The sequence below is a fragment of the Pseudomonas fluorescens genome, from assembly GCF_902497745.1.
Taxonomy (GTDB): Bacteria; Pseudomonadota; Gammaproteobacteria; order Pseudomonadales; family Pseudomonadaceae; genus Aquipseudomonas; species Aquipseudomonas fluorescens_BM.
Window position 1 is genome coordinate 496,512 of record NZ_CABVHJ010000001.1, and the last position, 25,322, is coordinate 521,833.

General features: G+C 56.7%; 21 protein-coding genes. 9 read left to right on the forward strand and 12 right to left on the reverse strand.

Annotated elements, in window-relative coordinates; all coding sequences use genetic code 11:
* Both rsmG and mnmG read right to left on the reverse strand, forming a co-directional pair.
* The gene (gene rsmG, locus F8N44_RS02345) at positions 1–645 is read right to left on the reverse strand and encodes a 16S rRNA (guanine(527)-N(7))-methyltransferase RsmG (RefSeq protein WP_150649147.1); all 645 of its coding nucleotides are present in this window, start codon (positions 643–645) and stop codon (positions 1–3) included.
* A complete protein-coding gene (gene mnmG / locus F8N44_RS02350) occupies positions 642–2,540 on the reverse strand; it encodes a tRNA uridine-5-carboxymethylaminomethyl(34) synthesis enzyme MnmG (RefSeq protein ID WP_110718203.1) in 1,899 nt (632 codons plus the stop codon). The genes rsmG and mnmG overlap by 4 nt, the downstream gene beginning before the upstream one ends.
* 571 nt (positions 2,541–3,111) lie before the next feature.
* Between mnmG and F8N44_RS02355 the strand changes: the two genes are divergently transcribed.
* From F8N44_RS02355 to F8N44_RS02365, 3 genes are all read left to right on the forward strand, one after another.
* Positions 3,112–3,618: a sigma-70 family RNA polymerase sigma factor gene (locus F8N44_RS02355; protein WP_150649148.1), complete on the forward strand. Its 507-nt coding sequence runs from the start codon at positions 3,112–3,114 to the stop codon at positions 3,616–3,618.
* Positions 3,618–4,565 (forward strand): FecR domain-containing protein, encoded by a 948-nt coding sequence (locus tag F8N44_RS02360; protein ID WP_150649149.1) that lies wholly within the window; start codon positions 3,618–3,620, stop codon positions 4,563–4,565. The genes F8N44_RS02355 and F8N44_RS02360 overlap by 1 nt, the downstream gene beginning before the upstream one ends.
* Before the next feature lie 120 nt (positions 4,566–4,685).
* Complete coding sequence (locus F8N44_RS02365) at positions 4,686–7,121, forward strand: TonB-dependent siderophore receptor (protein ID WP_150649150.1); 2,436 nt, start codon at positions 4,686–4,688, stop codon at positions 7,119–7,121.
* Between the two features lie 43 nt (positions 7,122–7,164).
* Here the strand turns inward: F8N44_RS02365 and mnmE are convergent, their stop codons facing one another.
* The 5 genes from mnmE to rpmH form a co-directional block, all read right to left on the reverse strand.
* A complete protein-coding gene (gene mnmE / locus F8N44_RS02370; RefSeq protein ID WP_150649151.1) occupies positions 7,165–8,535 on the reverse strand; it encodes a tRNA uridine-5-carboxymethylaminomethyl(34) synthesis GTPase MnmE in 1,371 nt (456 codons plus the stop codon).
* Positions 8,536–8,616: 81 nt separating this feature from the next.
* A complete protein-coding gene (gene yidC, locus F8N44_RS02375) occupies positions 8,617–10,299 on the reverse strand; it encodes a membrane protein insertase YidC (RefSeq protein ID WP_095119693.1) in 1,683 nt (560 codons plus the stop codon).
* Positions 10,300–10,301: 2 nt separating this feature from the next.
* A complete protein-coding gene (gene yidD, locus F8N44_RS02380) occupies positions 10,302–10,547 on the reverse strand; it encodes a membrane protein insertion efficiency factor YidD (protein ID WP_077430980.1) in 246 nt (81 codons plus the stop codon).
* Entirely contained in the window at positions 10,540–10,941 is a 402-nt protein-coding gene (gene rnpA, locus F8N44_RS02385; RefSeq protein ID WP_042704971.1) for a ribonuclease P protein component, read from the reverse strand. The genes yidD and rnpA overlap by 8 nt, the downstream gene beginning before the upstream one ends.
* Positions 10,942–10,957: 16 nt before the next feature.
* Entirely contained in the window at positions 10,958–11,092 is a 135-nt protein-coding gene (rpmH, locus tag F8N44_RS02390; RefSeq protein ID WP_003213577.1) for a 50S ribosomal protein L34, read from the reverse strand.
* A gap of 566 nt (positions 11,093–11,658) precedes the next feature.
* On the opposite strand from rpmH, the gene dnaA reads away from it, so the two are divergent.
* From dnaA to F8N44_RS02415, 5 genes are all read left to right on the forward strand, one after another.
* Positions 11,659–13,185, forward strand: a complete 1,527-nt coding sequence (gene dnaA, locus F8N44_RS02395; RefSeq protein ID WP_150649152.1) for a chromosomal replication initiator protein DnaA — start codon at positions 11,659–11,661, stop codon at positions 13,183–13,185.
* A gap of 39 nt (positions 13,186–13,224) precedes the next feature.
* Positions 13,225–14,328 (forward strand): DNA polymerase III subunit beta, encoded by a 1,104-nt coding sequence (dnaN, locus tag F8N44_RS02400; protein ID WP_150649153.1) that lies wholly within the window; start codon positions 13,225–13,227, stop codon positions 14,326–14,328.
* Between the two features lie 14 nt (positions 14,329–14,342).
* Positions 14,343–15,446 carry a DNA replication/repair protein RecF gene (gene recF, locus F8N44_RS02405; protein ID WP_150649154.1) on the forward strand — a complete coding sequence of 368 codons (1,104 nt, stop codon included), beginning with the start codon at positions 14,343–14,345 and terminating at the stop codon, positions 15,444–15,446.
* A 5-nt stretch (positions 15,447–15,451) separates the two neighbouring features.
* Positions 15,452–17,869 carry a DNA topoisomerase (ATP-hydrolyzing) subunit B gene (gene gyrB, locus F8N44_RS02410; RefSeq protein ID WP_007911885.1) on the forward strand — a complete coding sequence of 806 codons (2,418 nt, stop codon included), beginning with the start codon at positions 15,452–15,454 and terminating at the stop codon, positions 17,867–17,869.
* A 235-nt stretch (positions 17,870–18,104) separates the two neighbouring features.
* The gene (locus F8N44_RS02415; protein ID WP_150649155.1) at positions 18,105–18,623 is read left to right on the forward strand and encodes an Hcp family type VI secretion system effector; all 519 of its coding nucleotides are present in this window, start codon (positions 18,105–18,107) and stop codon (positions 18,621–18,623) included.
* A 49-nt stretch (positions 18,624–18,672) separates the two neighbouring features.
* Here the strand turns inward: F8N44_RS02415 and F8N44_RS02420 are convergent, their stop codons facing one another.
* On the reverse strand, positions 18,673–19,407 hold the full coding sequence (locus tag F8N44_RS02420) for a response regulator transcription factor (protein WP_150649156.1): 735 nt from the start codon (positions 19,405–19,407) through the stop codon (positions 18,673–18,675).
* Between the two features lie 169 nt (positions 19,408–19,576).
* Here F8N44_RS02420 and F8N44_RS02425 point away from each other — a divergent pair, with 169 nt between their 5' ends.
* The gene (locus tag F8N44_RS02425; RefSeq protein WP_150649222.1) at positions 19,577–21,109 is read left to right on the forward strand and encodes a sensor histidine kinase; all 1,533 of its coding nucleotides are present in this window, start codon (positions 19,577–19,579) and stop codon (positions 21,107–21,109) included.
* A gap of 168 nt (positions 21,110–21,277) precedes the next feature.
* Here the strand turns inward: F8N44_RS02425 and F8N44_RS02430 are convergent, their stop codons facing one another.
* The 4 genes from F8N44_RS02430 to F8N44_RS31565 all read right to left on the reverse strand — a co-directional run.
* The gene (locus tag F8N44_RS02430) at positions 21,278–22,057 is read right to left on the reverse strand and encodes a lysophospholipid acyltransferase family protein (protein WP_150649157.1); all 780 of its coding nucleotides are present in this window, start codon (positions 22,055–22,057) and stop codon (positions 21,278–21,280) included.
* Between the two features lie 83 nt (positions 22,058–22,140).
* Positions 22,141–22,680, reverse strand: coding sequence for a D-glycero-beta-D-manno-heptose 1,7-bisphosphate 7-phosphatase (gene gmhB, locus F8N44_RS02435; protein WP_191630841.1), 540 nt, complete (start codon positions 22,678–22,680; stop codon positions 22,141–22,143).
* A gap of 4 nt (positions 22,681–22,684) precedes the next feature.
* A complete protein-coding gene (gene glyS / locus F8N44_RS02440) occupies positions 22,685–24,739 on the reverse strand; it encodes a glycine--tRNA ligase subunit beta (protein ID WP_150649159.1) in 2,055 nt (684 codons plus the stop codon).
* A partial coding sequence (locus tag F8N44_RS31565) for a glycine--tRNA ligase subunit alpha (RefSeq protein WP_224794719.1) occupies positions 24,736–25,322 on the reverse strand: 587 nt, incomplete at its 5' end. The genes F8N44_RS31565 and glyS, both read right to left, overlap by 4 nt.

Here is a 25,322-nt window from a genome sequence, read left to right on the forward strand (position 1 = left end):
TCATGCCGTGCGGCGCAGTATCAGCAGATGGCGTTGGCCTTGGCAACCGGGTACGGCCAGGGCGTGTTCGCTATCGAGTTTGAAGTCTGCCGGCAATGCTACCAGCTCATCGGCCGGATGAACGCCCTTCATTGCCAGCCAGCGTGTATCGGCATCGCCGAGGTGGCGAGTCCAGTTGGTGAAGTTTTCCATGCTGCTGAACGCTCGGGAAATGATCCCGTTGAACGGTTGCGCAGGTTGGAACGCTTCGACACGACTGTGGATAACTTGCAGGTTATCCAGTTTGAGTTCGAGTTTGACCTGGGTCAGGAAGCGGGTTTTCTTGCCGTTGCTGTCCAGACAGGTCACTTGCGAGTCAGGATACAAAATCGCCAACGGGATTCCCGGCATGCCGCCGCCGCTGCCAACGTCGAGCCAGCGACCGTTTTCAATGAACGACATCACGCTCAGACTATCGAGCAAGTGCCGCGACACCATTTCGTCCGGATCACGCACGGCAGTCAGGTTGTAGGCCTGGTTCCATTTGATCAACAGGGCCAGATAACCCAGCAGCAATTGGTGCTGGGTTTCAGTGAGGTTGACACCGAGCTCGCGGGCTCCTGTGGATAACTCTTCGGCATGTTGCGAAGTGACCTTAGAACTCAAGCGCTTTGCTCCAACTGACGGCCCGCGCCGCGTTTTTTCAAATGAATCATCAACAGCGAAATCGCTGCCGGGGTCACGCCCGGGATCCGCGAAGCCTGGCCCAGCGTCTCTGGACGCGTGGCACCGAGCTTGCTCTGGATCTCCTTGGAGAGACCGGAAATGTTGGTGTAATCGATATCCACAGGCAATTTCGTGTCTTCACTGGCGCGCAGACGGGCGATTTCGTCCTGTTGACGATCAATGTAACCGGCGTATTTGGTCTTGATTTCAACCTGTTCGGCGACCTGTGGATCTTCGGCGCCGTTGCCGGTCACCTCGACCAGACCAGCGTAGTCGATTTCCGGACGGCTCAAGAGGTTGAGCAAGTTGTATTCGTGAGTCAGCGGCGTGCCGAATTTTTCGGCAATCGCATCGCCCTGCTGCGTATTCGGGCGAACCCAAGTGCTTTTCAGGCGCTGCTCTTCGAGTTCGATGCTTTCGCGTTTCTTGCAGAAGGCCGCCCAACGCGCATCATCGACCAGGCCGAGTTCGCGACCTTTTTCGGTCAGACGCAGGTCGGCGTTGTCCTCGCGCAGAATCAGGCGGTACTCGGCACGGGAAGTGAACATGCGGTACGGCTCTTGGGTACCGAGGGTGATCAGGTCGTCGACCAACACACCGATGTACGCTTCATCGCGACGCGGACACCAGGCTTCTTTGCCCTTGGCGCGCAATGCGGCGTTGGCACCAGCGAGCAAACCTTGGGCGCCAGCTTCTTCGTAACCGGTGGTGCCGTTGATTTGCCCGGCGAAGAACAGACCGCCGATGACTTTGGTTTCGAGGCTGTACTTCAGGTCGCGCGGATCGAAGTAGTCGTACTCGATCGCATAACCCGGACGCACGATGTGCGCGTTTTCCATGCCGCGGATCGATTGCACGATCTGCAATTGCACGTCGAACGGCAAGCTTGTGGATATCCCGTTCGGGTACAGCTCATGGGTAGTCAAACCTTCCGGTTCGATAAACACCTGATGGCTTTCCTTGTCGGCAAAGCGGTGAATCTTGTCTTCGATCGACGGGCAGTAACGCGGGCCGATGCCTTCGATTTCACCGGCAGCGGAATACATCGGCGAACGGTCGAGGTTCGCGGCAATGATTTCGTGGGTGCGGGCGTTGGTGTGAGTAATCCAGCAGCTGACCTGGCGTGGATGCTGTTCTTTGTTGCCCATGAACGACATCACCGGAATCGGCGTATCGCCCGGTTGCTCGGTCATCACCGAGAAATCCACAGACTTGCCGTCGATACGCGGCGGTGTACCGGTTTTCAGGCGACCAACACGCAATGGCAATTCACGCAGACGGTGAGCCAGGGCAATTGACGGCGGATCACCGGCACGACCGCCGGAAAAATTCTGCAAACCGATGTGGATAAGTCCGCCAAGGAACGTACCGGTGGTCAACACCACGGAATCGGCGAAGAAGCGCAGACCCATTTGCGTGACCACACCACGGACTTGTTCCTGCTCGACGATCAGGTCGTCAGCGGCTTGTTGAAATATCCACAGGTTCGGCTGGTTTTCCAGAATTTCGCGGACAGCAGCTTTGTAAAGAATGCGGTCGGCCTGAGCGCGGGTTGCACGCACGGCCGGGCCTTTACGGCTGTTCAACACGCGAAACTGGATGCCGCCTTTATCGGTAGCCATGGCCATCGCGCCGCCGAGGGCATCGATTTCCTTGACCAGATGGCTTTTGCCAATGCCACCGATGGCCGGGTTGCAACTCATGGCGCCGAGGGTTTCCACGTTATGCGTCAGCAACAGGGTTTTTGCCCCCATACGTGCTGAGGCCAGTGCTGCCTCGGTACCGGCATGACCGCCGCCGATGACGATCACTTCAAAACGGGAAGGGAAATCCACCACGCACCTCGTGCCTGCTTAAGTAGGTAATTCAGGAATAGTTTGAGATCAGGTTTCTGGACCTGGTCGACAAGTATAGGGACTTCGCCCTTCCTAAAGAACCCTTTGCACAAAATTTAACCAGCTGTGGAGAACTCAAGGTTAAAAGAATAAAAAAGAGAGAAATTTATAAAACCTTTGTTTTTATGTTTATTCTTACTGAGCCACCTATCTGTGGATAGATTGCTACAGGCCTTTATATTCAATATGTACAGAGATTTGAAACCCTGTGTTCATGTGCCAACGAGGCCCTTGGATAACCGCTGTAAGCCTGTGGATGAAAGGGGTGGTTATCCACAGAGGGGTTTATATCCAGCTTTGAAGCCCTGTTATCAACCGACCTCAGTGGCAGTTATTCACAGGGCTTAATCCACAGAAAATCGACCAAATGGTTTTTTCTGGGTGCAAAAAAAAGCGCCATCGAAAGATCGGTGACGATCAGGAAGCCGATAGAGGAATTTGAAAGGGCTATTGTGAGAGAACGTAACAGAGGCTAATAATAGCCATTATCATTAACTCGTCAGTTTCTCCCATGTCCCCACCCACCCATAACGCTGCGATCGAGCAAATCTACGTGCAACACCATTCGTGGCTATACGGGTGGCTCAAGGGAAAATTGCATGACGCCTGCGATGCCGCCGATGTCGCGCATGACACCTTCGTGCGGATTTTGGCGGCACGTAATGCCGCACAGATTCGTGAACCACGGGATTATCTGGCCACCATTGCACGCGGCCTCGTCATTGATCGCTATAGAAGACAGGCCATCGAAGTCGCCTACTTGCAGAGCTTGGCGGCTCGACCAGAAGCGACCGCCATCAGCGAAGAAGACAAGGCGCTGATCATCGAAACCCTGGTCGCTGTGGATAAAGCCTTGGCCGGGCTCGGCGCGAGAAGCCAACAGATCTTCATGCTGTCGCAGATCGATGGCCTGACTTATCAACAGATCGCCCTGCAGTTAAAGGTTTCACTGACCACCGTAAAGAAGCACATGATCCGCGCCCTGACTGAATGTGCCCTGATCATGGCGCAACGTTGATGGCCATCACTCCCAATCGCCAGATCTTCGAAGCAGCCGCCAGCTGGTATGTGCAGTTTCAGGCGGATCCACCAACGCTCGCTGAACAAAAGGCCTGGCAGATGTGGATAGATAGCGACCCGGCGCATCTGGCGGCGTGGAACCAGATGGAACAATTGCAGCGCCACCTAGGCACCCTGCCGCAGGATCTGAAACGTCGTGCGCTAAATACCGGTCAGCAACGTCGCCAAGTGCTGAAATTGTTGATGCTCGCAGCGGGGACGGGGTTTGTAGGATGGAATGTTCAGCAACACACTTCCTTGGGAAATGTCTGGGCCGACTATAAAACCGGCGTTGGCCAGCGTCGCAATATCACATTGGCGGATGGCAGCCAGATTCAACTCAATACCGACACTGCCATTGATGTGTCTTTCGACCCGGCACAGCGGCTGATTTACCTGCGCTCCGGCGAGATTCTCATTCAAACCGGAAAGCTGGGTGATCAACGGCCCTTTTTCGTCGAAACCCGGGATGGCCGGATTCAAGCACTCGGCACTCGTTTCTCCGTTCACCAGTTATCGAGATCAACCCGTGTTGGAGTGCTGGAAGACCGGGTCAGTGTTCAGCCCGGTGATACTTCAACGGCCGCAAAAATCTTGCAGGCAGGCGAAGGCGCTGATTTTGATCGTCAGCACATAGGGCTCATTCATCCCTTCAGAACCTCGGAAGTGGCGTGGATCAACGGCCAATTGATCGTCCTCGATGCACGCTTGGGTGATGTTATTGAAGAATTGGGCCGTTATCGCAGCGGGATTTTGCATTGCGACGGGCGTGCCCGGGAGCTGCGGGTTTCCGGGACATTCCGCCTCAATTCAACCGACGCTGTCCTGGCGAATCTTCAGGCGTCGCTGCCGATCAACGTGCGCTATTTCACTCGATACTGGGTCTCGATCAGCCACAACACTTGATCGAAATTTCGCCTTGGGGAAAATAAATCGAAAACAGGGTTATCTTTTTTTGCCCTGACCCGGCCCTACAGGTAATCGCGATAAACGCGGCTCTTCGCCACCTTCAGGGCTTATCCACACATGCGTCTTCCCACGTTCCGTCAGCGTTTTTCCTACCACTGCATTACTTACAGCCTACTGATGACCAGCGCCGCGTCCGGTCTGGTGATTAGCCATAACGCCGTCGCTGCATCGGTCACCCAGCGTTATGCGATTGCAGCGGGCCCGCTGGACAATGCACTGAGCCAGTTCGCCTCGGCCGCCAACGTGATTCTGTCGTTCTCGCCGCAACAGACCAGCCGCTTGCGTAGCGCCGGGTTGAACGGCAACTTCACCGTCGACCAGGGTTTCGCCCAACTGCTGCAAGGCTCGGGTTTGCAAGCCGCACCGCAGGCGCCGGGCAGTTACATTCTGCAGGCGCTGCCGAACGATGATTCGCTGGAGCTGGCCCCGACCAACATCAATGGTCAGTTGGCCAACCCGATGAATCTGGATTACGCGGCGGACGTCGGATACAAGGCGCAGAACAGTCGAATCGGTACGAAAACCAGTACGCCGTTATCGGAAACGCCACGTTCCGTGTCAGTCGTCACCGCACAACGCATGAAAGATCAGAAATCTCAGACACTCACCGAGGTGCTAGGCTACGTGCCGGGGATCTTTGCGCCACCGTTTGCCGCTGGCGACAGTCTGGCCGGAGACCTCTTCTATATTCGCGGTTTCAACGCCACCGATTATGGCTACGGTCTGTTGCGCGATGGATTACGCGTACAAGGCAATCGCTACGACACCAGCACCGAGCCCTACGGACTGGAGCGCGTCGAGATTTTCCGTGGCCCGTCTTCTCTACTGTATGGGGAAAACGCTCCGGGCGGGCTGGTCAATCTGGTGAGCAAACGACCGACCGCTGCACCGCAAGGTGAAGTGCAGTTGGGTTATGGCTCGAACAATCGCCGGCAGATTGGCGTTGATGTCTCCGGCCCGCTCAATGACAGCGGCAACGTGCTCGGACGGGTGGTGATGCTTGGGAGAAAATCCGACACTCAGACCGACCACGTACCAGATGATCGCATCTACATCGCCCCTTCGCTGACCCTGAATTTCGATGATTTCAACACGCTGACCCTGCTGGCCAACTACCAGAAGGATCACACCAACATGGAACTTGGCCTACCGGCCGCCGGGACTTTGCTGACCAACCCCAACGGCAAGTTATCCAAAGGCACCATGCTCGGCGATCCGGACTGGAACACCTTCGAGCGGGAAACCTGGAGCACCGGCTACGAATTCAGTCACTCGTTCAACGACGATTGGCAGTTCCGGCAGAACTCCCGCTACATGCAGTCGCGCATCACCCGCCACGAAACCTGGCCAGGCAACCTCAACAACGCTGGATTCGGTACGCGTCTGAACATGACCGCGTACGATCGCTTCAACAAGTCGATGGTGTACTCGCTGGATAACCAACTGGAGGGCAAATTTCAGGTCGGCGGTCTGGAAAACACTGTGTTGTTCGGTGCCAGCTACGACCGCACTTCGTTCAATCAGGACTGGAATGCCGGCATCGTCGGGCCGATCGATATCTACAATCCGGTTTACCTGCGTGATCCAACCACCCCGATCGCAGTGCAAAACACCTTGCTTGAGCAGCAGATGAGAGGCGTTTATGCACAGATCCAAAGCAAATATGACCATTGGTTATTCCTGCTCGGTGGCCGGCAGGATTGGGTCGACAGCGACTTCCGCGACAAGGTGGCCCAGTCGAGCGACATCAGCTCCGAGGATAAGAAATTCACCTATCAGGGCGGCGTGATGTACCAGTTCGACAACGGCATGACGCCGTATGTCAGCTATTCCACCTCGTTCGTGCCGGTGCAGCAGATTTCCAATGCCGGCGCACCGCTCGATCCGATCACCAGCAGCCAATACGAAGTGGGCCTGAAGTACGAACCGATCGGTTGGGACACCGCCTTCACTGCATCGGTGTATGACCTGCGTAAAAAAGACGACACCTACTTCGACGCCACCACGTCGAGCTATCGCCAAGTGGGTGAAAGCCGTTCCAAAGGTGTGGAACTGGAACTCAACAGCAACCTGACCCAGAACCTCAACGTCACTGCGGCTTATACCTACACCGACGCGCGAATCACCAAGGATGCCGCGACGTCATTGGTCAAAGGCCATCAAATGACCGGCGTGCCGCGTAATCAGGCTTCGGTCTGGGCGAAATATCGATTCCTCGATGGCGACTTGAAAGGTCTGTACGTCGGCGGTGGTGTGCGTTACTTCGACAGTGCCTTCGCTTACACCTCGCCTTCTCTATACGGGAAGCTGGATGCCGGCGATGTCACCTTGGTGGATGCGGCCATCGGTTATCAGATCGATACCCACTGGAGCATCGACCTGAATGCGAAGAACCTGTTCGACAAAGAATATGTGTCGGGTTGCAACGATGCTGGCCGCTGCTATTGGGGTGAAGACCGCACCTTGCTCGGTACGGTTTCCTACAACTGGTAAATGAAAAAGGGGCTGTGGATAAATTGTCCACAGCCCCTTTTTGTCATTTGCCGATACAGAAACTGGAAAATATTCGTCCCAGCAGATCATCAGAGCTGAAGGCTCCGGTGATTTCGCCGAGAGAATGCTGGGCCTGACGCAAATCTTCGGCGAGCAACTCCCCAGCGCCAGCCAATGTCAGCTGGGCTCGGCCGTGTTCCAACGCAGCACTGGCATGACGTAATGCCTCCAGATGTCGACGACGTGCGCTGAAGCTACTTTCCGAGGTTTGCTCGTAACCCATACACGCCTTGAGATGGTCGCGCAGCAGATCCAGACCTTCACCGGCCGACTTGGCGCTGAGACTGATCGTGACATGGCCGTCTTCACTGGTTTCCAGGACAATCGCTTCGCCGGTCAGATCCGCTTTGTTGCGAATCAGGGTAACTTTCGCCGGATCCGGGCGGGTTTCGAGGAATTCAGGCCACAGGGCAAACGGATCCAGTGCTTCCGGAGCGGTCGCATCGACCACCAGCAACACTCGATCTGCCTCGCCAATGGCTTTCAACGCCCGTTCAACGCCGATCTTTTCCACATGATCATCGGTATCACGCAGACCTGCAGTATCGACAACGTGCAACGGCATGCCATCGATGTGGATATGTTCACGCAGAATATCGCGGGTGGTGCCGGCAATCTCGGTGACGATCGCCGCTTCCCGGCCGGCTAACGCATTCAACAGGCTGGACTTGCCGGCATTCGGACGACCGGCAATCACCACGGTCATGCCATCGCGCAACAACGCGCCCTGCCCGGCTTCACGCAGTACTGTGGATAACTCATCACGGACTTTGTCGAGCATGCTCAGCACATGGCCATCGGCGAGGAAGTCGATTTCCTCTTCGGGAAAGTCGATGGCGGCTTCGACGTAGATGCGCAGACCTATCAGTTGTTCGGTCAAGTTATGCACACGCTGGGAAAACGCCCCCTGCAAAGAACGCAGCGCATTGCGTGCAGCCTGTGCCGAACTGGCTTCGATCAAATCGGCAATCGCCTCGGCCTGGGCCAGGTCGAGTTTGTCATTGAGGAAAGCACGTTCACTGAACTCTCCCGGACGGGCCAAACGGCAACCCAATTCCAGACAACGTTTGAGCAACATGTCCAGAACGATCGGGCCGCCGTGACCCTGCAATTCCAGCACGTCTTCGCCAGTGAACGAGTTCGGTCCCGGGAAATACAGTGCCAGACCTTCATCGAGCACTTGCTGGTCGTCACTGAAAAACGGCCCGTAATGGGCGTAACGCGGTTTCAGTTCACGGCCGCTAATAGCTTTCGCGGCAACGCTGGCCAGCGGCCCGGAAATACGGACGATGCCCACACCGCCACGACCTTGAGCGGTGGCGACAGCGGCGATGGTTTCACGCGGTGTGCTCATAAACCGGAATCCAGACAAAAGTGGCAGATAGCAAAACGCCCCACTAGGGGGCGTTTTGAGTGGTGTTATCCACAGTGCAAGTTACGCCTCGGCTTTTTTCGTCGCCGCTTCGATCTTACGCGTGATGTACCACTGTTGTGCAATCGACAGGCAGTTGTTCACAACCCAGTACAGCACCAGACCTGCCGGGAACCACAGGAAGAAGAAGGTGAAGATGATTGGCATCATTTTCATGACCTTCGCCTGCATCGGATCCGGCGGAGTCGGGTTCAGCTGCTGCTGGATGAACATGGTTGCGCCCATGATGATCGGCAGAATGAAGAACGGATCCTTGATCGACAGGTCAGTGATCCACAGCATGAACGGCGCCTGGCGCATTTCCACGCTTTCCAGCAGAACCCAGTACAGCGAAAGGAAAACCGGCATCTGTACGAGGATCGGCAAGCAGCCGCCCAGCGGATTGATCTTCTCTTTCTTGTACAGCTCCATCATGGCTTGCGACATTTTCTGCCGGTCATCGCCATGTTGCTCTTTCAGAGCAGCCAGTTTCGGCGCGACAGCACGCATACGCGCCATCGATTTGTAGCTGGCAGCCGACAGAGGGAAGAAAATACCCTTGATCAGCATTGTCAGGAAGATGATCGACCAGCCCCAGTTACCGACAATGGCGTGGATATGTTGCAGCAGCCAGAAGATTGGCTGGGCAATGAACCACAGAATGCCGTAGTCGACGGTCAGTTCCAGACCTGGGGACAACTCTTTCAATACAGCCTGGCTTTTCGGACCGGCGTACAGCACAGCGCTGGTTTCAACTTTGGCACCCGGAGCAGCGGTCAGTGTAGGACCGGTGTAACCGATGATGTAGTTGCCTTTGCTGTCTTTACGGGTCTGGACGATGTTGTTTTCGCCCTTGGCCGGAATCCACGCAGTCACGAAGTAGTGTTGCAGCCAGGCTACCCAACCACCGGTGACGGTTTCTTTCAGCTGTGCCTTGTCCATGTCCTTCATGGACACTTTCTTGTACGGCTCCGAACTTGTCCACAGGGCTGCGCCCAGGTAAGTCGCGGTGCCAGTAGCGGTTGTGGACGAAGGATCAGCGCTTGCATCGCGCTTCAACTGAGCGAACATTGCGCCGTTCCAGGGCTGAGCGCTCTGGTTATCCACAATGTAGGAAACGGCTACGTCATACAGGCCGCGTTTCAAAGTGAAACGCTTGATGTAATTGACGCCATCCTTGCTGAACTTCAGGTCTACGACCAGTTGGTCCTGACCGTCAGCCAGTTGATAAGTCTTCTTCTCCGAGGAGTAAACCGGACGACCGGCTGGATTTGCATCCGGGCCATTGGTGCCGATCAGACCGCTTTGTGCCAGATAAACACGTTCGCCACCGTTATCGAACAGCTGGAACGGCACATCAGGACGATCCTGACGACGTGGATACAAAGGCAAGGTCAGTTGAGCAACATCGCCACCCTGTGGATCGATCGCGAGATCGAGCACATCGGTTTTGATCTGGATCAGATCCTTGCTGGCGGCTACCGGAGTTTCGGCAGGTGCGCTGGTATCGCTAGCGGCGCGCGGAATATCGTCACTGGCGGCAGCATTATTGCCAGTGGCGGTGTCCGGCAAACCGGATGTAGTCGTACTGGAAGCAACATTCTGAGTCGGCAGGGCAGCCTGGCCATAGTCCTGGTTCCATTTAAGAACCATAACGTAGGACACGATTGCCAGGGCGACGATCAGGATCGTGCGTTTGATATCCATGATTACTCGGCCATCGAAGAAGAACGGGAGGTAGGGATAGGTGGAACCGGGTCATAACCACCGGGATTCCACGGATGACAGCGACCTAAACGACGAAAGGCCAGCCAGCCACCGCGCAGAAGGCCATGATTTTCGATGGCTTCTAACGCGTAGCAGGAACAACTGGGGTAGAAACGACAGTGGTTGGCCATTAAAGGACTAATGGCATAGCGATAAAACTGGATCGGAACGAGGGCCAGTTTACGCATCTGGACTGTCTACCCCTACAGTTTCGGTTTTGACTTCTGGAACGGGCTTGCTGCGTGCAAGACGCTTCCAGAGTTTGCCGAAATGCTGAATCAATTCGGGGTTTTCTACATCGCCCAGACCTTTGCGCGCGACGATAACGATATCCCAGCCGACCAGTGAATCCTGGTGCAGACGGAATGATTCGCGCATCAAACGTTTGAGGCGATTGCGCTCAACGGAGAGCTTTACGCTCTTTTTCCCGATAACCAGCCCGAGACGGGGGTGATCAAGATCGTTGTTGCGTGCAAGGAGCAGGAGATTTTTCCCCGGAACCTTGCCGGTAGGGGAGTCAAAGACTGCCTTGAAATGCCGGGGGGTAAGCAGACGCTTTTCCCGACTGAAGTCCTGACTCACCTCCAGTACCGGATTATCAAACTGCCAGACGCGCACGACCTTTGGCGCGGCGACGCGACAGGACAGCACGGCCGTTCTTGGTAGCCATGCGAGCACGGAAACCGTGGGTACGGGCGCGTTTGATAGTGCTTGGTTGGAAAGTACGTTTCATGTCGTGTTACCTGGTTCGTCCACAACGGGCCGGAATGGCCCCCGTTTTAAGAGACCGGGGATTCTAGAGAAAGCAAGCCTTCAGGTCAATTTCCAACCAACGTTTCCTTATAAATAGATCTCGGGGCTCTCTCTGCCTGAAAGCTTGTCTGCCAAACATAAAAATAAAGAAGGGAATTATTTAAAGCTTTTCTGTAAAGCTTATAAAAGCTAGGCACGCCTTCTTCTGTGGATAAGTAACAGCAGCCCATGTGTTACCTGCTGTACAGAGAATGACAACTACAGTGGAAAACCGTGTTCAGCCTGTGCTGCGCTGTCGGATAACCTGTGCGTGGAATGGGCTGTTATCCACAGGCGGGTTATCCACCGAGTTCAACCCCCAGTTGTCCAGTGCCCTTAGAGGCGGTTATCCACAGAGCTTATTCACACACCGTTGGTCGCCTTTTTCTGATTTAACGCATTGATAAATCATGGTCACCGGGCAACCTGCATGTGGATAAGTGGACGGCTCGCCGCTACAATGGCCGCTTGTTTTTGCCTCACCGGCTTTCAACTTAGGGGATATCCGTGTCAGTGGAACTTTGGCAGCAGTGCGTGGAGCTTTTGCGCGAGGAGCTGCCTGCCCAACAATTCAACACCTGGATCCGTCCACTACAGGTCGAAGCCGAAGGCGACGAGTTGCGCGTCTACGCACCGAACCGCTTTGTGCTGGACTGGGTCAACGAAAAGTACCTGGGCCGCGTCCTTGAACTGCTGGATGAGCATGGCAACGGCATGGCGCCGGCGCTTTCCTTGTTAATAGGCAGCAAACGCAGTTCGGCACCGCGTGCGGCACCGAATGCACCGCTGGCCGCCGCGCAGGTTTCCCAGGCCCAGGCAAATGCCGCGCCTGTGAACGCGCCGGCACCTACGCAAGCGCCAGCACCGGCAGCCAAGCGCTCGACGCAAAAAAGCCCCGAAGTCAGCGATGAGCCGTCTCGCGACAGTTTCGACCCGATGTCCGGTGCGGCCTCGCAACAGGCCCCGGTTCGCGCCGAACAGCGCACCGTGCAGGTAGAAGGTGCGCTCAAGCACACCAGTTACCTGAACCGCACCTTTACCTTCGAAAACTTCGTCGAAGGTAAATCCAACCAGCTCGCCCGTGCGGCAGCCTGGCAAGTGGCGGACAATCCCAAGCACGGCTACAACCCACTGTTCCTTTATGGTGGTGTCGGCCTGGGTAAAACCCACTTGATGCACGCGGTCGGTAACCATCTATTAAAGAAGAACCCGAATGCCAAGGTCGTGTACTTGCATTCCGAGCGTTTCGTGGCCGACATGGTCAAGGCGCTGCAACTGAACGCAATCAACGAGTTCAAGCGTTTCTATCGTTCGGTGGATGCCTTGCTGATCGACGATATTCAGTTCTTCGCCCGTAAAGAACGTTCGCAGGAAGAGTTTTTCCACACCTTCAACGCTCTGCTTGAAGGTGGCCAGCAGGTCATTCTCACCAGTGACCGCTACCCGAAAGAAATCGAAGGCCTTGAAGAGCGCCTCAAATCCCGCTTCGGCTGGGGCCTGACGGTTGCCGTCGAGCCGCCGGAACTGGAAACCCGCGTGGCGATCTTGATGAAGAAGGCCGACCAGGCCAAAGTCGAGTTACCGCACGATGCAGCGTTCTTCATTGCCCAGCGTATTCGTTCCAACGTCCGTGAGCTGGAAGGCGCGCTGAAGCGTGTGATCGCTCACTCGCACTTCATGGGCCGCGATATCACCATCGAGTTGATTCGCGAATCCCTGAAAGACCTGTTGGCGTTGCAGGATAAATTGGTCTCTGTGGATAACATTCAGCGCACTGTCGCCGAGTACTACAAGATAAAGATTTCCGACTTGCTGTCCAAGCGTCGTTCGCGCTCGGTCGCTCGTCCGCGTCAGGTAGCCATGGCGTTGTCCAAGGAACTGACCAACCACAGCCTGCCGGAAATCGGCGATGTGTTTGGCGGCCGCGATCACACCACCGTGTTGCACGCCTGCCGCAAGATCAACGAACTTAAGGAATCCGACGCGGACATCCGCGAGGACTACAAGAACCTGCTGCGTACACTGACCACTTGATGAACACCAGCGCAGCTTATTAAGGCAAGGGACTAGACCATGCATTTCACCATTCAACGCGAAGCCCTGTTGAAACCCCTGCAACTGGTCGCAGGCGTCGTCGAGCGTCGACAGACCTTGCCGGTACTGTCCAACGTGCTGTTGGTAGTCGAAGGCCAGCAACTGTCGCTGACCGGTACCGATCTGGAAGTCGAGCTGGTCGGTCGTGTGCAACTCGAGGAGCCGGCTGAAACAGGTTCCATCACCGTGCCGGCGCGCAAGCTGATGGATATCTGCAAAAGCCTGCCCAACGATGCGCTGATCGACATCAAGGTCGACGAGCAGAAGCTGGTGGTGAAAGCCGGCCGTAGCCGTTTCACCCTGTCGACTCTGCCAGCCAACGATTTCCCGACCGTTGAAGAAGGTCCTGGCTCGCTGACTTGCAGCCTTGAGCAAAGCAAACTGCGTCGTCTGATCGAACGCACCAGCTTCGCCATGGCCCAGCAGGACGTGCGTTACTACCTCAACGGCATGCTGCTGGAAGTGTCCGAAGACATCATCCGCGCCGTGGCCACCGACGGTCACCGTCTGGCCATGTGCTCGATGAAAGCCGATATCGGCCAGCCGGATCGCCATCAGGTGATCGTGCCGCGCAAAGGTATTCTCGAACTGGCGCGTCTGCTCACCGAGCCGGACGGCAATGTCAGCATCGTGTTGGGTCAACATCACATCCGCGCCACCACCGGCGAATTCACCTTCACCTCGAAACTGGTCGACGGTAAATTCCCGGATTACGAACGCGTACTGCCGAAAGGTGGTGACAAACTCGTACTCGGTGATCGTCAGGCGCTGCGTGAAGCGTTCAGCCGTACCGCGATTCTGTCCAACGAGAAGTACCGTGGTATCCGTCTGCAACTGGCCAGCGGTCAGTTGAAGATCCAGGCCAACAACCCGGAGCAGGAAGAAGCGGAAGAAGAAGTGGGCGTTGAATACAACGGCGGTTCGCTGGAAATCGGCTTCAACGTAAGCTACTTGCTTGACGTGCTGGGCGTGATGACCACCGAGCAGGTTCGCCTGATCCTGTCCGACTCCAACAGCAGTGCGCTGGTGCAGGAGTCCGACAACGACGATTCGGCTTACGTTGTCATGCCGATGCGTCTGTAATCAGCTGACTCTGGATGTCCTTAAGTCGTGTTTCGGTCACCGCGGTGCGCAATCTGCACCCGGTGACCTTCTCCCCCTCTCCCCGCATCAACATCCTTTACGGCGCCAACGGCAGCGGCAAAACCAGTGTTCTGGAAGCCATTCATCTTCTGGGGCTTGCCCGTTCGTTTCGTAGCACGCGGCTGTTGCCGGTCATCCAGTATGAGCAGCTCGCCTGTACCGTGTTCGGTCAGGTTGAATTGGCCGAGGGTGGCCACAGTGCGCTGGGGATATCGCGTGATCGTCAGGGAGAGTTTCAGATCCGTATCGACGGACAGAACGCCCGCAGCGCAGCGCAACTGGCGGAGATCCTGCCACTGCAGTTGATCAACCCCGACAGCTTCCGCCTGCTCGAAGGCGCGCCGAAGATTCGCCGGCAGTTTCTCGACTGGGGCGTGTTCCACGTCGAACCACGATTCATGACCACTTGGCAGCGTTTGCAGAAGGCCTTGCGCCAGAGAAACTCCTGGCTGCGACATGGTACACTTGACGCCGTTTCGCAAGCGGTTTGGGACAGAGAACTGTGCCAGGCCAGCGCTGAAATCGATGAATACCGCCGCGCTTACATCAAAGCCTTGAAACCAGTCTTTGAACAAACCTTGAGCGAACTGGTTGAGCTCGAAGGTTTGACGCTCAGCTATTACCGAGGCTGGGACAAAGACCGGGAATTGAGCGCCGTACTGGCCGGTTCCGTGCAACGGGACCAGCAAATGGGTCATACCCAGGCCGGGCCGCAACGAGCTGATTTGCGTCTTAGATTGGGCGCACACAATGCCGCGGACATTTTGTCCCGGGGTCAGCAGAAGTTAGTGGTCTGTGCATTGCGGATTGCCCAGGGGCATCTGGTCAGCCAGGCCCGACGCGGTCAGTGTATTTATCTGGTGGATGACTTGCCGTCCGAACTGGACGAGAGCCACCGTCGCGCGCTGTGCCGCTTGCTGGAAGACTTACGCTGCCAGGTGTTCATTACCTGTGTAGATCACGAATTATTGAGGGAAGGCTGGCAGACGGAAACGCCAGTCGCTCTGTTCCACGTGGAACAGGGCCGTATCACCCAGACCCACGACCATCGGGAGTGAAGGCATTGAGCGAAGAAAATACGTACGACTCAACGAGCATTAAAGTGCTGAAAGGCCTGGATGCCGTACGCAAACGTCCCGGTATGTACATTGGTGACACCGACGATGGCAGCGGTCTGCACCACATGGTGTTCGAGGTGGTCGACAACTCGATCGACGAAGCCCTCGCCGGCCACTGCGACGACATCAGCATCATCATCCACCCGGATGAGTCCATCACCGTTAAAGACAACGGCCGTGGCATCCCGGTAGACGTGCACAAAGAGGAAGGCGTTTCCGCCGCCGAGGTCATCATGACCGTCCTCCACGCTGGCGGTAAGTTCGACGACAACTCCTACAAAGTATCCGGCGGTCTGCACGGTGTAGGTGTGTCGGTAGTGAACGCGCTGTCCGAAGAACTGGTACTGACCGTTCGCCGCAGCGGCAAGATCTGGGAACAGACCTACGTCCACGGCGTACCTCAGGCACCGATGGCCATCGTTGGCGACAGCGAAACCACCGGTACCCAGATCCACTTCAAGGCTTCCAGCGAAACCTTCAAGAACATTCACTTCAGCTGGGACATCCTGGCCAAGCGCATTCGTGAACTGTCCTTCCTCAACTCCGGCGTCGGCATCGTCCTCAAGGATGAGCGCAGCGGCAAGGAAGAACTGTTCAAGTACGAAGGCGGCCTGCGTGCGTTCGTTGAATACCTGAACACCAACAAGACTGCGGTCAACCAGGTGTTCCACTTCAACATCCAGCGTGAAGACGGCATCGGCGTGGAAATCGCTCTGCAGTGGAACGACAGCTTCAACGAGAACCTGTTGTGCTTCACCAACAACATTCCGCAGCGCGACGGCGGAACCCACCTGGTTGGCTTCCGTTCGGCACTGACGCGTAACCTGAACAACTACATCGAGCAGGAAGGTCTGGCGAAGAAGCACAAAGTCGCCACTACCGGTGACGATGCCCGTGAAGGCCTGACTGCGATCATCTCGGTGAAAGTGCCGGATCCGAAGTTCAGCTCGCAGACCAAAGACAAGCTGGTCTCCTCCGAAGTGAAGACCGCGGTCGAACAGGAAATGGGCAAGTACTTCTCCGACTTCCTCCTGGAAAACCCGAACGAAGCCAAGCTGGTCGTCGGCAAGATGATCGACGCGGCGCGTGCCCGTGAAGCGGCGCGTAAAGCCCGTGAGATGACCCGCCGCAAAGGCGCGCTGGACATCGCCGGCCTGCCGGGCAAGCTCGCTGACTGCCAGGAAAAAGACCCGGCGCTGTCCGAACTGTACCTGGTGGAAGGTGACTCCGCGGGCGGCTCTGCCAAGCAGGGACGTAACCGCAAGACCCAGGCCATCCTCCCGTTGAAGGGCAAGATCCTCAACGTCGAGAAAGCCCGTTTCGACAAGATGATCTCTTCTCAGGAAGTGGGCACCTTGATCACCGCACTGGGCTGCGGTATCGGTCGCGACGAATACAACATCGACAAGCTGCGTTATCACAACATCATCATCATGACCGATGCTGACGTCGACGGTTCGCACATCCGTACCCTGCTGCTGACCTTCTTCTTCCGTCAGTTGCCGGAGCTGATCGAGCGCGGCTATATCTACATCGCCCAGCCGCCGCTGTACAAGGTCAAGAAAGGCAAGCAAGAGCAATACATCAAAGACGACGACGCCATGGAAGAGTACATGACGCAGTCGGCCCTGGAAGACGCGAGCCTGCACCTGAACGAAGAAGCCCCGGGCATTTCCGGTGAGGCGCTCGAGCGTCTGGTGAACGACTTCCGCATGGTGATGAAGACCCTCAAGCGTCTGTCGCGCCTGTACCCGCAGGAGCTGACCGAGCACTTCATCTACCTGCCGGCCGTGAGCCTGGAAAAGCTCGGCGACCACGCAGCAATGCAAGAGTGGCTGGCCCAGTACGAAGCGCGTCTGCGCACCGTGGAAAAATCCGGTCTGGTCTACAAGGCCAGCCTGCGTGAAGACCGTGAGCGTGGCGTGTGGCTGCCAGAGGTCGAACTGATCTCCCACGGCCTGTCGAACTATGTCACCTTCAACCGCGACTTCTTCGGCAGCAACGACTACAAAACCGTCGTCACCCTCGGCGCTCAACTGAGCACCCTGCTCGACGAAGGCGCGTACATCCAGCGTGGCGAGCGCAAGAAAGCGGTCACCGAGTTCAAGGAAGCTTTGGACTGGCTGATGGCTGAAAGCACCAAGCGTCACACCATCCAGCGATACAAAGGTCTGGGCGAAATGAACCCGGATCAGCTGTGGGAAACCACCATGGACCCAAGCGTGCGCCGCATGCTGAAAGTCACCATCGAAGACGCCATTGGCGCGGACCAGATCTTCAACACCCTGATGGGTGATGCGGTCGAACCTCGCCGTGACTTCATCGAGAGCAATGCGCTGGCGGTTTCGAACCTGGATTTCTGATCCTCTGTCCTATCGCAAACGCATGAAAAAAAGCCAGCGCAATGCGCTGGCTTTTTAATTCCCGACCATTTTGTGTTGAATGAAACTCTCAAATAAGAAGACTATCCCTTCGCGCTGACGAGATTATTCCTACATATATTTACACCGGTTCTATTTATCTTACATGCGCTTCGCAATTGTCTTACGACAAGGGTGAAGCGTAATGAATATCTAGAATAAAATGGGGGATTTTGTTATGCCAACACCAGCCTATTTAACGATTAGTGGTAATCGACAAAACTTGATCAGCGCTGGAGCTTTTACAGCGGATTCAGTCGGTAATACTTACCAAGAAGGGCATGATGACCAGATATTGGTTCAAGCCTTCAGCCATCAGGTCATCATTCCACGCGACCCTCAATCTGGCCAGCCAACGGGTCAGCGGGTCCATAAGCCTCTTGTCATTACCAAGGTTTTCGATAAAGCATCTCCTCTGATCTTCAATGCGTTGACCAGTGGGGAAGTCTTGGATAACTGCCATATTGCCTGGTATCGAACTTCCGCTGTAGGTACACAAGAACACTATTTCAGTATTGAACTGGTGGATGCCGTAATAGTAGAGGTGCACTCCAGAATGCCGAACTGCCAAGATCTGGATATGGCGCATTTCACGCAGTTAGAAGATGTATATTTCACTTATCGTAAAATCATCTGGACCCACGAAATTTGTGGCACGACAGGTTCAGATGACTGGCGTGCGCCGATCGTGGCGTGACATCCCCTGAGTTGGCTGGAAGATCGACCAGTGTGACTGGTCGATTCAGCTAATGATCCGTTGTATCACCAGACATCGCGGTCACACACTCCAACCGATACCCATACCCATAAATCGTCAGCAACTGCCAACCCCGATCCGCCGTCAGCCCCAGCTTATTCCTCAACCTATAGACATGCGTATCCAACGGTCGCGATGACGCCATCTCCTCATGCGGCCAGAACCGCTCGTACAGATAATCCCGCGACAATGGCCGCCCGAGATTGCTGAACAGGCAACGGGCCAATCGATACTCTCGCTCGGTCATGACAATGGGTTTGCCCTCGCGAGTGACGGTCAGTTCAGCGTCATCAAACGTCAAATCATTGAAGCTCAGCACTTCCGTCGCAGCCGCCCGTTGCTGGCTGTGTCGACGCAGTACTGCGGTAACCCGCGCCTTTAGCTCATTCGGCCGAAATGGCTTGCTGACGTAATCATCAGCCCCGGCATTCAATGCCTGGACGATATCGCTTTCGCCATCGCGACTGGTCAGCATGATTGCCGCCGGTGGTGCTTCCATATGCTCGCGAGTCCAACGCAGCAGCGCCAGTCCAGTGAGGTCTGGGAGTTGCCAGTCGAGGATCAGCAGGTCGAAGGTTTCCCGGCGTAATTGCCGCAGCAGGTCTTCACCGCGTTCGAAGCTATGCAGTGACCACGGCTGCTCGCCGGCATCGGCCATTTGCTGCAGGGTTTGCTCGACCCGGCGCAGTTCAGCGGGTTCGTCGTCCAGTATCGCAACGCGCATACGCGATGGTTCCTTGTTGCTGGGGCAGTTGGGCGTCAACCATAGTCGCTTGGTCATCACCTTGAAAGTAAGCGGCCCGCCGTTGGTCGACGTCCGCTATGATTCTTCGGGTCTACGTCTCAGACCTGTGGCCTATGAAACCATTCACACTGCCCTGCCCTTTTTCCCTATGAACAATCAGCGTCGGCGTGAAAGCCGTGAACCGAGCCAGGTGCAGCGACTGTTTCGTCGGTTGGTGCGCGAATGGTTGTGGATAAGTCTAGTGCTGTTGCCGCTGACTGCGCTGCTGTCTTATCGCGCGCAGGTCAACTTGCACGATGCGCCTCCTACCATGGGCGCCTTGTTGTCGGTCGCCTTGGTGGCCGGCAGTCTTGGCTTGCTGTTATGGCGTCCGCGCTGGGCGCTCTGGGTCACATTGATCGGCATGGCGTGCGCGCTGGTGGTCAGTGCAGGTTTAGCGGAAATTCACCGCTGGTGGTCACCGACGCCAGCGGTGTTGGGGATGTTGTTCGGTTATCTGATCTGGAACTGGCGGCGCCTGAGCGTGGTGCTGACGTACTTCGGCTGGGAGCTGGCACGACTGGACAGTGAACCGAAGGTTTTTCCCGAACGTCGTCGCTCGCAATTCACCGGTGCTGATCGCTTGCAGGGTCAGATCATGGCGCTTGAGCAGGCCATGAGCCGTACCCGCGATACCCGACGGTTCATTGCCGATGGCCTGGAATACCTGCCCGTCGCCACGCTGATCAGTGATCCCAAAGGGCAGATCCTGCTGGGTAACCGCAAGGCCCGTGCACTGTTTGATCATGTTCTGGTGGGGGATGACGTGCTTGATCAGCTGGCGCGCCTGGGTTATCCGGAATTATCCACAGAGGCGCGACCGACATTGTCTGCCCTGCCGCTGTTGGAGTTTCGCGATAGCAAGGAACGCAGCCTGCGGCTCGAGCGTGCCGCGCTGCTGCCGGTCGATGGCGACACCCCGATCGGATGGCTGCTCAGCCTGACCGACCTCAGCGCGGAACGCGCGGCCGAGGAGCAACGCGGAGTTTTGCTGCGATTCCTCTCGCACGATCTGCGTGCCCCGCATTCGGCAATTCTTGCTTTGCTCGACGTGCACCGACATCAGGCTGGCACCGATACGCCGCTGTTCGAACAAATCGAACGCCAAGTGCGCCGGGCCCTGGATCTCACCGATGGTTTCGTTTTACTGGCGAGGGCCGAATCCGAGGCGTATCAATTCCAGCCAAGCCTGTTCGCGATGTTGGTGATGGACGTGCTGGACCAGGCGCTGCCCATCGCCCAGCAGAAACGTATCGAACTGCTCAACACCATGGATGATGAATCCCAAGAGCGGCTGATTTCGGCTGACCAGGGCTTGCTGACCCGTGCACTATTCAATTTGCTGGAAAACGCCATCAAGTACAGTCCGCCAGATACTACTATTCAGCTGCGTGTGAGCTGTCAGGAAGAATGGTTACGATGCGAACTGTCGGATCAAGGCAAGGGTATCGCCGCCAATGAATTGCCCGAGCTGTTCAGTCAATACCGACGTTTTTCCTCCGCGCAGGGCATCGACGGGGTGGGCCTCGGCTTGTCGATGGTCAAAGCGGTGGTCGATCACCATGGCGGCAGAATCGAATGCCGCAGCACGGTCGATCAAGGCACCACGTTCCTGCTTGAGTTACCGTTGATCCCCGAATGATCAGGCACAAAAAAACCGGCTATATCAGCCGGTTTTTTTACTTCCGAAAAAAACTTATGCACCTTTTACGGTGTTTTATGAGCTTGAGAAATATATAAGTAAATCAATCACTTAATTTCAATATTCAAGCGTTTTCAACAAAACCGTACACAGGTTATCCACAAAATCTCAGACAGCGATCTGATCGCTTGCCGCCGGTGCCTGCGGGATGGGTGGCAGCGAACCCATTTCCCGCTGAGTCTTCTCGTTCCAGGCTTGTACCCGGTCGTTCAGTTCGGCGATGGCGCGCGGGCCCGTTCCTTCGGCATACATCGGTTCGCCGATGATCACAGTGATGACCCCGGACTTCTTGCCCCAACCGATTTTCGGCCAGAACTTGCCGGCATTGTGTGCAATCGGCAGCACCGGAAGCGCCGCATTCACCGCTAAAGCACTACCACTGCGGGAGAACTTGCCGACAGTGCCGTAAGGAACGCGTGTACCTTCCGGGAAAATCAGCACCCAAACGTTGTCTTTGAGCAGCTCGTCACCTTTGGCAGCGACTTGTTTCAGGGCCGCTTTCGGGTTGTCGCGATCAATCGCGATCGGCCGCAGCATGGCCATGGCCCAGCCGAAAAACGGCACGTAGAGCAATTCGCGCTTGAGCACCTGGCTCAACGGCGAGAAATAGGCAGAGAGAAAGAAAGTCTCCCAAGTGCTCTGGTGGTTCGACTGAATCACGCAGGGCCGGTCAGGCACGTTTTCCGCACCTTTGATTTCGTAACGGATACCGAGAAATACCTTGGTCAGCCACAAGGCGCAACGGCACCAGTACACGTTGATAAAACGATAACGCGCCTTGAATGGCAAAAACGGCGCGATGAAAAAACTCAAACTGCACCACAGCAGGGAGGTGGTGCCCAGCAGCAGGTAAAAGAGAAAAATCCTGATGGCCCGCAGTATCGACATAGTGACGTTTACCGTGACGGGGCAATGCCCGAGTGTTCAAGCGCACTCCCGATCAATCCCTGGTCAGGAACTTCAGAAGTACTCTAGTTGTGGATAAGTTCTGCGGCAATCGCCGCCAGATCGTCAAAAATCAGAGTGCCAACCGGCAGGGTTTTGCCCTGAGTGTTTGCGCCTTTTCCGGTCTTTACCAAAACTGGCTGTGAATCGACGGCTTTGGCGGCCTCCAGGTCACCAAGGCTGTCGCCGACGAACCAGACATTCGTCAACGCCACGTCGTAATGCGCCGCGATGGTTTTCAACATCCCCGGTTTCGGCTTGCGGCAATCGCAGCCTTCGTCCGGCCCGTGCGGGCAATACACGATCAGCCCGACTTCACCGCCCTGCTCCGCCACCAGCTCGCGCAACCGCGCGTGCATGGCATCCAGGGTGGCGAGGTCGTAATAGCCGCGAGCAATGCCCGACTGGTTGGTGGCCACCGCCACCGTCCAGCCGGCCTTGCTCAACTGCGCAATCGCTTCGATCGAGCCGGGCAACGGAATCCACTCCGCCACTGACTTGATGTAAGCGTCGGAGTCGTAATTGATCACTCCGTCCCGATCGAGAATCAGCAGTTTCAACAGCAATCCCTCAACCTAGCAGCGAAATGTCGGCAACACCGAGAAACAGACCACGCAGACGCGCTAGCAGCGCGTAACGGTTGGCCCGCACATTGGCGTCGTCGGCATTGACCATCACCGCGTCGAAGAACGCATCCACCGGCTCACGCAATGCCGCCAGGCGTGCCAGCGATTCGTTGTACTGGCGCGCCGCAGCCATCGGCTGCACCGCTTGATCCGCTTGCTGGATCGCCGAGTACAGCGAGAACTCGTTGGCGTTGTCGAAGTACTTGGCTTGCACCTCGGTCGGTACCGCGCCTTCGAGTTTGCTCAACAGGTTCGATACACGCTTGTTCACCGCCGCCAGTGCTGCCGCTTCCGGCAGTTTGCGGAAGGCCTGCACCGCTTGCACACGCTGGTCGAAGTCCAGCGCCGAACCCGGTTTCAGGGCACGTACCGACAGGTAAGTGGCCACTTCGACGCCTTCGTCTTCGTAACGCGCACGCAGGCGGTCGAAGATGAATTCCAGCACGGACTCGTTGAGGCCGGCAGCCTTGACCTTGGCACCGAACGCATTCACCGCGAAAGCCACGGCGTCGTTCAGATCCAGATCGAGTTTTTTCTCGATGAGGATCCGCAGCACGCCGAGTGCCGCACGGCGCAGCGCATACGGGTCTTTGCTGCCGGTTGGCAGCATGCCGATACCGAAGATACCGACCAGGGTGTCGAGCTTGTCGGCGATGGCAACGGCTGCACCGGTCAGGGTCGCTGGCAGTTCTGCACCGGCACCGCGTGGCATGTACTGCTCGTTGAGCGCCAGCGCGACGTCTTCCGGCTCGCCATCATTGAGGGCGTAGTAGTAACCGGCGACGCCTTGCATCTCCGGGAACTCGCCGACCATCTCGGTGGCCAGGTCGCACTTCGACAGCAGGCCAGCGCGGGCAGCCCACGAAGCGTTGCCGCCGATGCGAGCGGCGATGTACGCGGCCAGCTTGGAAACGCGCTCGGCCTTGTCGTAGACGCTGCCGAGTTTTTCCTGGAACACCACGTTCTTCAGGCGATCGTTGAAAGCTTCGAGTTTCTGTTTCTTGTCTTGCTTGAAGAAGAACTCGGCGTCGGTCAGACGTGGGCGAACCACTTTCTCGTTACCGGCGATGATCTGCTGCGGGTCTTTGCTTTCGATGTTGGCCACTGTGATGAAACGTGGCAGCAACTTGCCGTCGGCATCCAGCAGGCAGAAGTACTTCTGGTTGTCCTGCATGGTGGTGATCAGCGCTTCTTGCGGCACGTCGAGGAAGCGTTCCTCGAACGAGCACACCAGCGGCACCGGCCATTCAACCAGCGCGGTCACTTCGTCGAGCAGTGCCGGCGGAACGATTGCCGTGCCTTCCTGACGGGTGGCCAGCTCTTCGGTGCGCTTGCTGATGATCTCGCGACGCTCGTTGGCGTCGGCCAGCACGTAAGCGGCACGCAGGTCGGCGAGGTAGCTCGACGGCGAACCGATGCGCACGCTTTGCGGGTGATGGAAACGGTGGCCACGGGAATCACGGCCAGCCTTCTGCGCGAGGATGGTGCAGTCGATGACCTGGTCACCGAGCAGCATCACCAGCCATTGGGTCGGACGCACGAACTCTTCTTTGCGCGCTCCCCAACGCATGCGTTTCGGAATCGGCAGGTCGTTCAGCGAATCTTCGACGATGGTCGGCAGCAGGCTCGCGGTCGGCTTGCCGGCGATGCTTTGGCTGTAACGCAGTTTCGGGCCGCTCTGATCGATTTCGCTCAGATCGACGCCGCACTTCTTGGCAAAACCCAAGGCTGCTTGCGTCGGATTGCCTTCAGCGTCGAACGCCGCCTGACGTGGCGGGCCGTCGAGGTTGATGCTGCGATCCGGCTGTTGAGTGGCCAGCGCGGTGATCAGCACGGCCAAACGACGCGGCGCAGCGTAGACGGTTTTAGTCTCGTAGTTCAGGCCAGCGGCTTGCAGGCCCTTGTCGATACCGGCGAGGAACGCTTCAGCCAAGGTGTTCAGGGCTTTCGGTGGCAGTTCTTCGGTGCCCAGTTCAACCAGAAAATCTTGCGCACTCATTGTGCAGCCTCCAGCTTGGCCAGTACTTCGTCACGCAGGTCCGGGGTCGCCATCGGGAAGCCCAGCTTGGCGCGTGCCAGCAGGTAGGCTTGCGCAACGGAACGCGCCAGGGTGCGTACGCGCAGAATGTATTGCTGACGCGCGGTCACCGAGATCGCCCGGCGCGCATCCAGCAGGTTGAAGGTGTGCGAAGCCTTCAACACCATTTCGTAGCTCGGCAACGGCAGCGGCTGGTCGAGTTCGATCAGGCGCTTGGCTTCGCTTTCATAGAAGTCGAACAGTTCGAACAGTTTGTCGACGTTGGCGTGTTCGAAGTTGTAAGTCGACTGCTCCACTTCGTTCTGGTGGAACACGTCGCCGTAGGTGACTTTGCCCATCGGGCCGTCAGCCCAGACCAGGTCGTAGACCGAATCCACGCCTTGCAGATACATGGCCAGACGCTCGAGACCGTAAGTGATCTCGCCGGTCACCGGGTAGCACTCGATGCCGCCCGCCTGCTGGAAGTAAGTGAACTGAGTCACTTCCATGCCGTTCAGCCAGACTTCCCAGCCCAGACCCCAAGCGCCGAGGGTCGGCGATTCCC

What these genes read in the sequence shown, in the direction of transcription:
- F8N44_RS02360 (WP_150649149.1), top strand. Translation starts at nt 3,618, where the DNA reads ATGGCCATCACTCCCAATCGCCAGATCTTCGAAGCAGCCGCCAGCTGG.
- rpmH (WP_003213577.1), bottom strand. Translation starts at nt 11,092, where the DNA reads ATGAAACGTACTTTCCAACCAAGCACTATCAAACGCGCCCGTACCCAC.
- F8N44_RS02415 (WP_150649155.1), top strand. Translation starts at nt 18,105, where the DNA reads ATGCCAACACCAGCCTATTTAACGATTAGTGGTAATCGACAAAACTTG.
- F8N44_RS02420 (WP_150649156.1), bottom strand. Translation starts at nt 19,407, where the DNA reads ATGCGCGTTGCGATACTGGACGACGAACCCGCTGAACTGCGCCGGGTC.
- F8N44_RS02365 (WP_150649150.1), top strand. Translation starts at nt 4,686, where the DNA reads ATGCGTCTTCCCACGTTCCGTCAGCGTTTTTCCTACCACTGCATTACT.
- recF (WP_150649154.1), top strand. Translation starts at nt 14,343, where the DNA reads ATGTCCTTAAGTCGTGTTTCGGTCACCGCGGTGCGCAATCTGCACCCG.
- mnmE (WP_150649151.1), bottom strand. Translation starts at nt 8,535, where the DNA reads ATGAGCACACCGCGTGAAACCATCGCCGCTGTCGCCACCGCTCAAGGT.
- F8N44_RS02430 (WP_150649157.1), bottom strand. Translation starts at nt 22,057, where the DNA reads ATGTCGATACTGCGGGCCATCAGGATTTTTCTCTTTTACCTGCTGCTG.
- yidC (WP_095119693.1), bottom strand. Translation starts at nt 10,299, where the DNA reads ATGGATATCAAACGCACGATCCTGATCGTCGCCCTGGCAATCGTGTCC.
- F8N44_RS02425 (WP_150649222.1), top strand. Translation starts at nt 19,577, where the DNA reads ATGAACAATCAGCGTCGGCGTGAAAGCCGTGAACCGAGCCAGGTGCAG.
- glyS (WP_150649159.1), bottom strand. Translation starts at nt 24,739, where the DNA reads ATGAGTGCGCAAGATTTTCTGGTTGAACTGGGCACCGAAGAACTGCCA.
- yidD (WP_077430980.1), bottom strand. Translation starts at nt 10,547, where the DNA reads ATGCGTAAACTGGCCCTCGTTCCGATCCAGTTTTATCGCTATGCCATT.
- dnaN (WP_150649153.1), top strand. Translation starts at nt 13,225, where the DNA reads ATGCATTTCACCATTCAACGCGAAGCCCTGTTGAAACCCCTGCAACTG.
- F8N44_RS02355 (WP_150649148.1), top strand. Translation starts at nt 3,112, where the DNA reads ATGTCCCCACCCACCCATAACGCTGCGATCGAGCAAATCTACGTGCAA.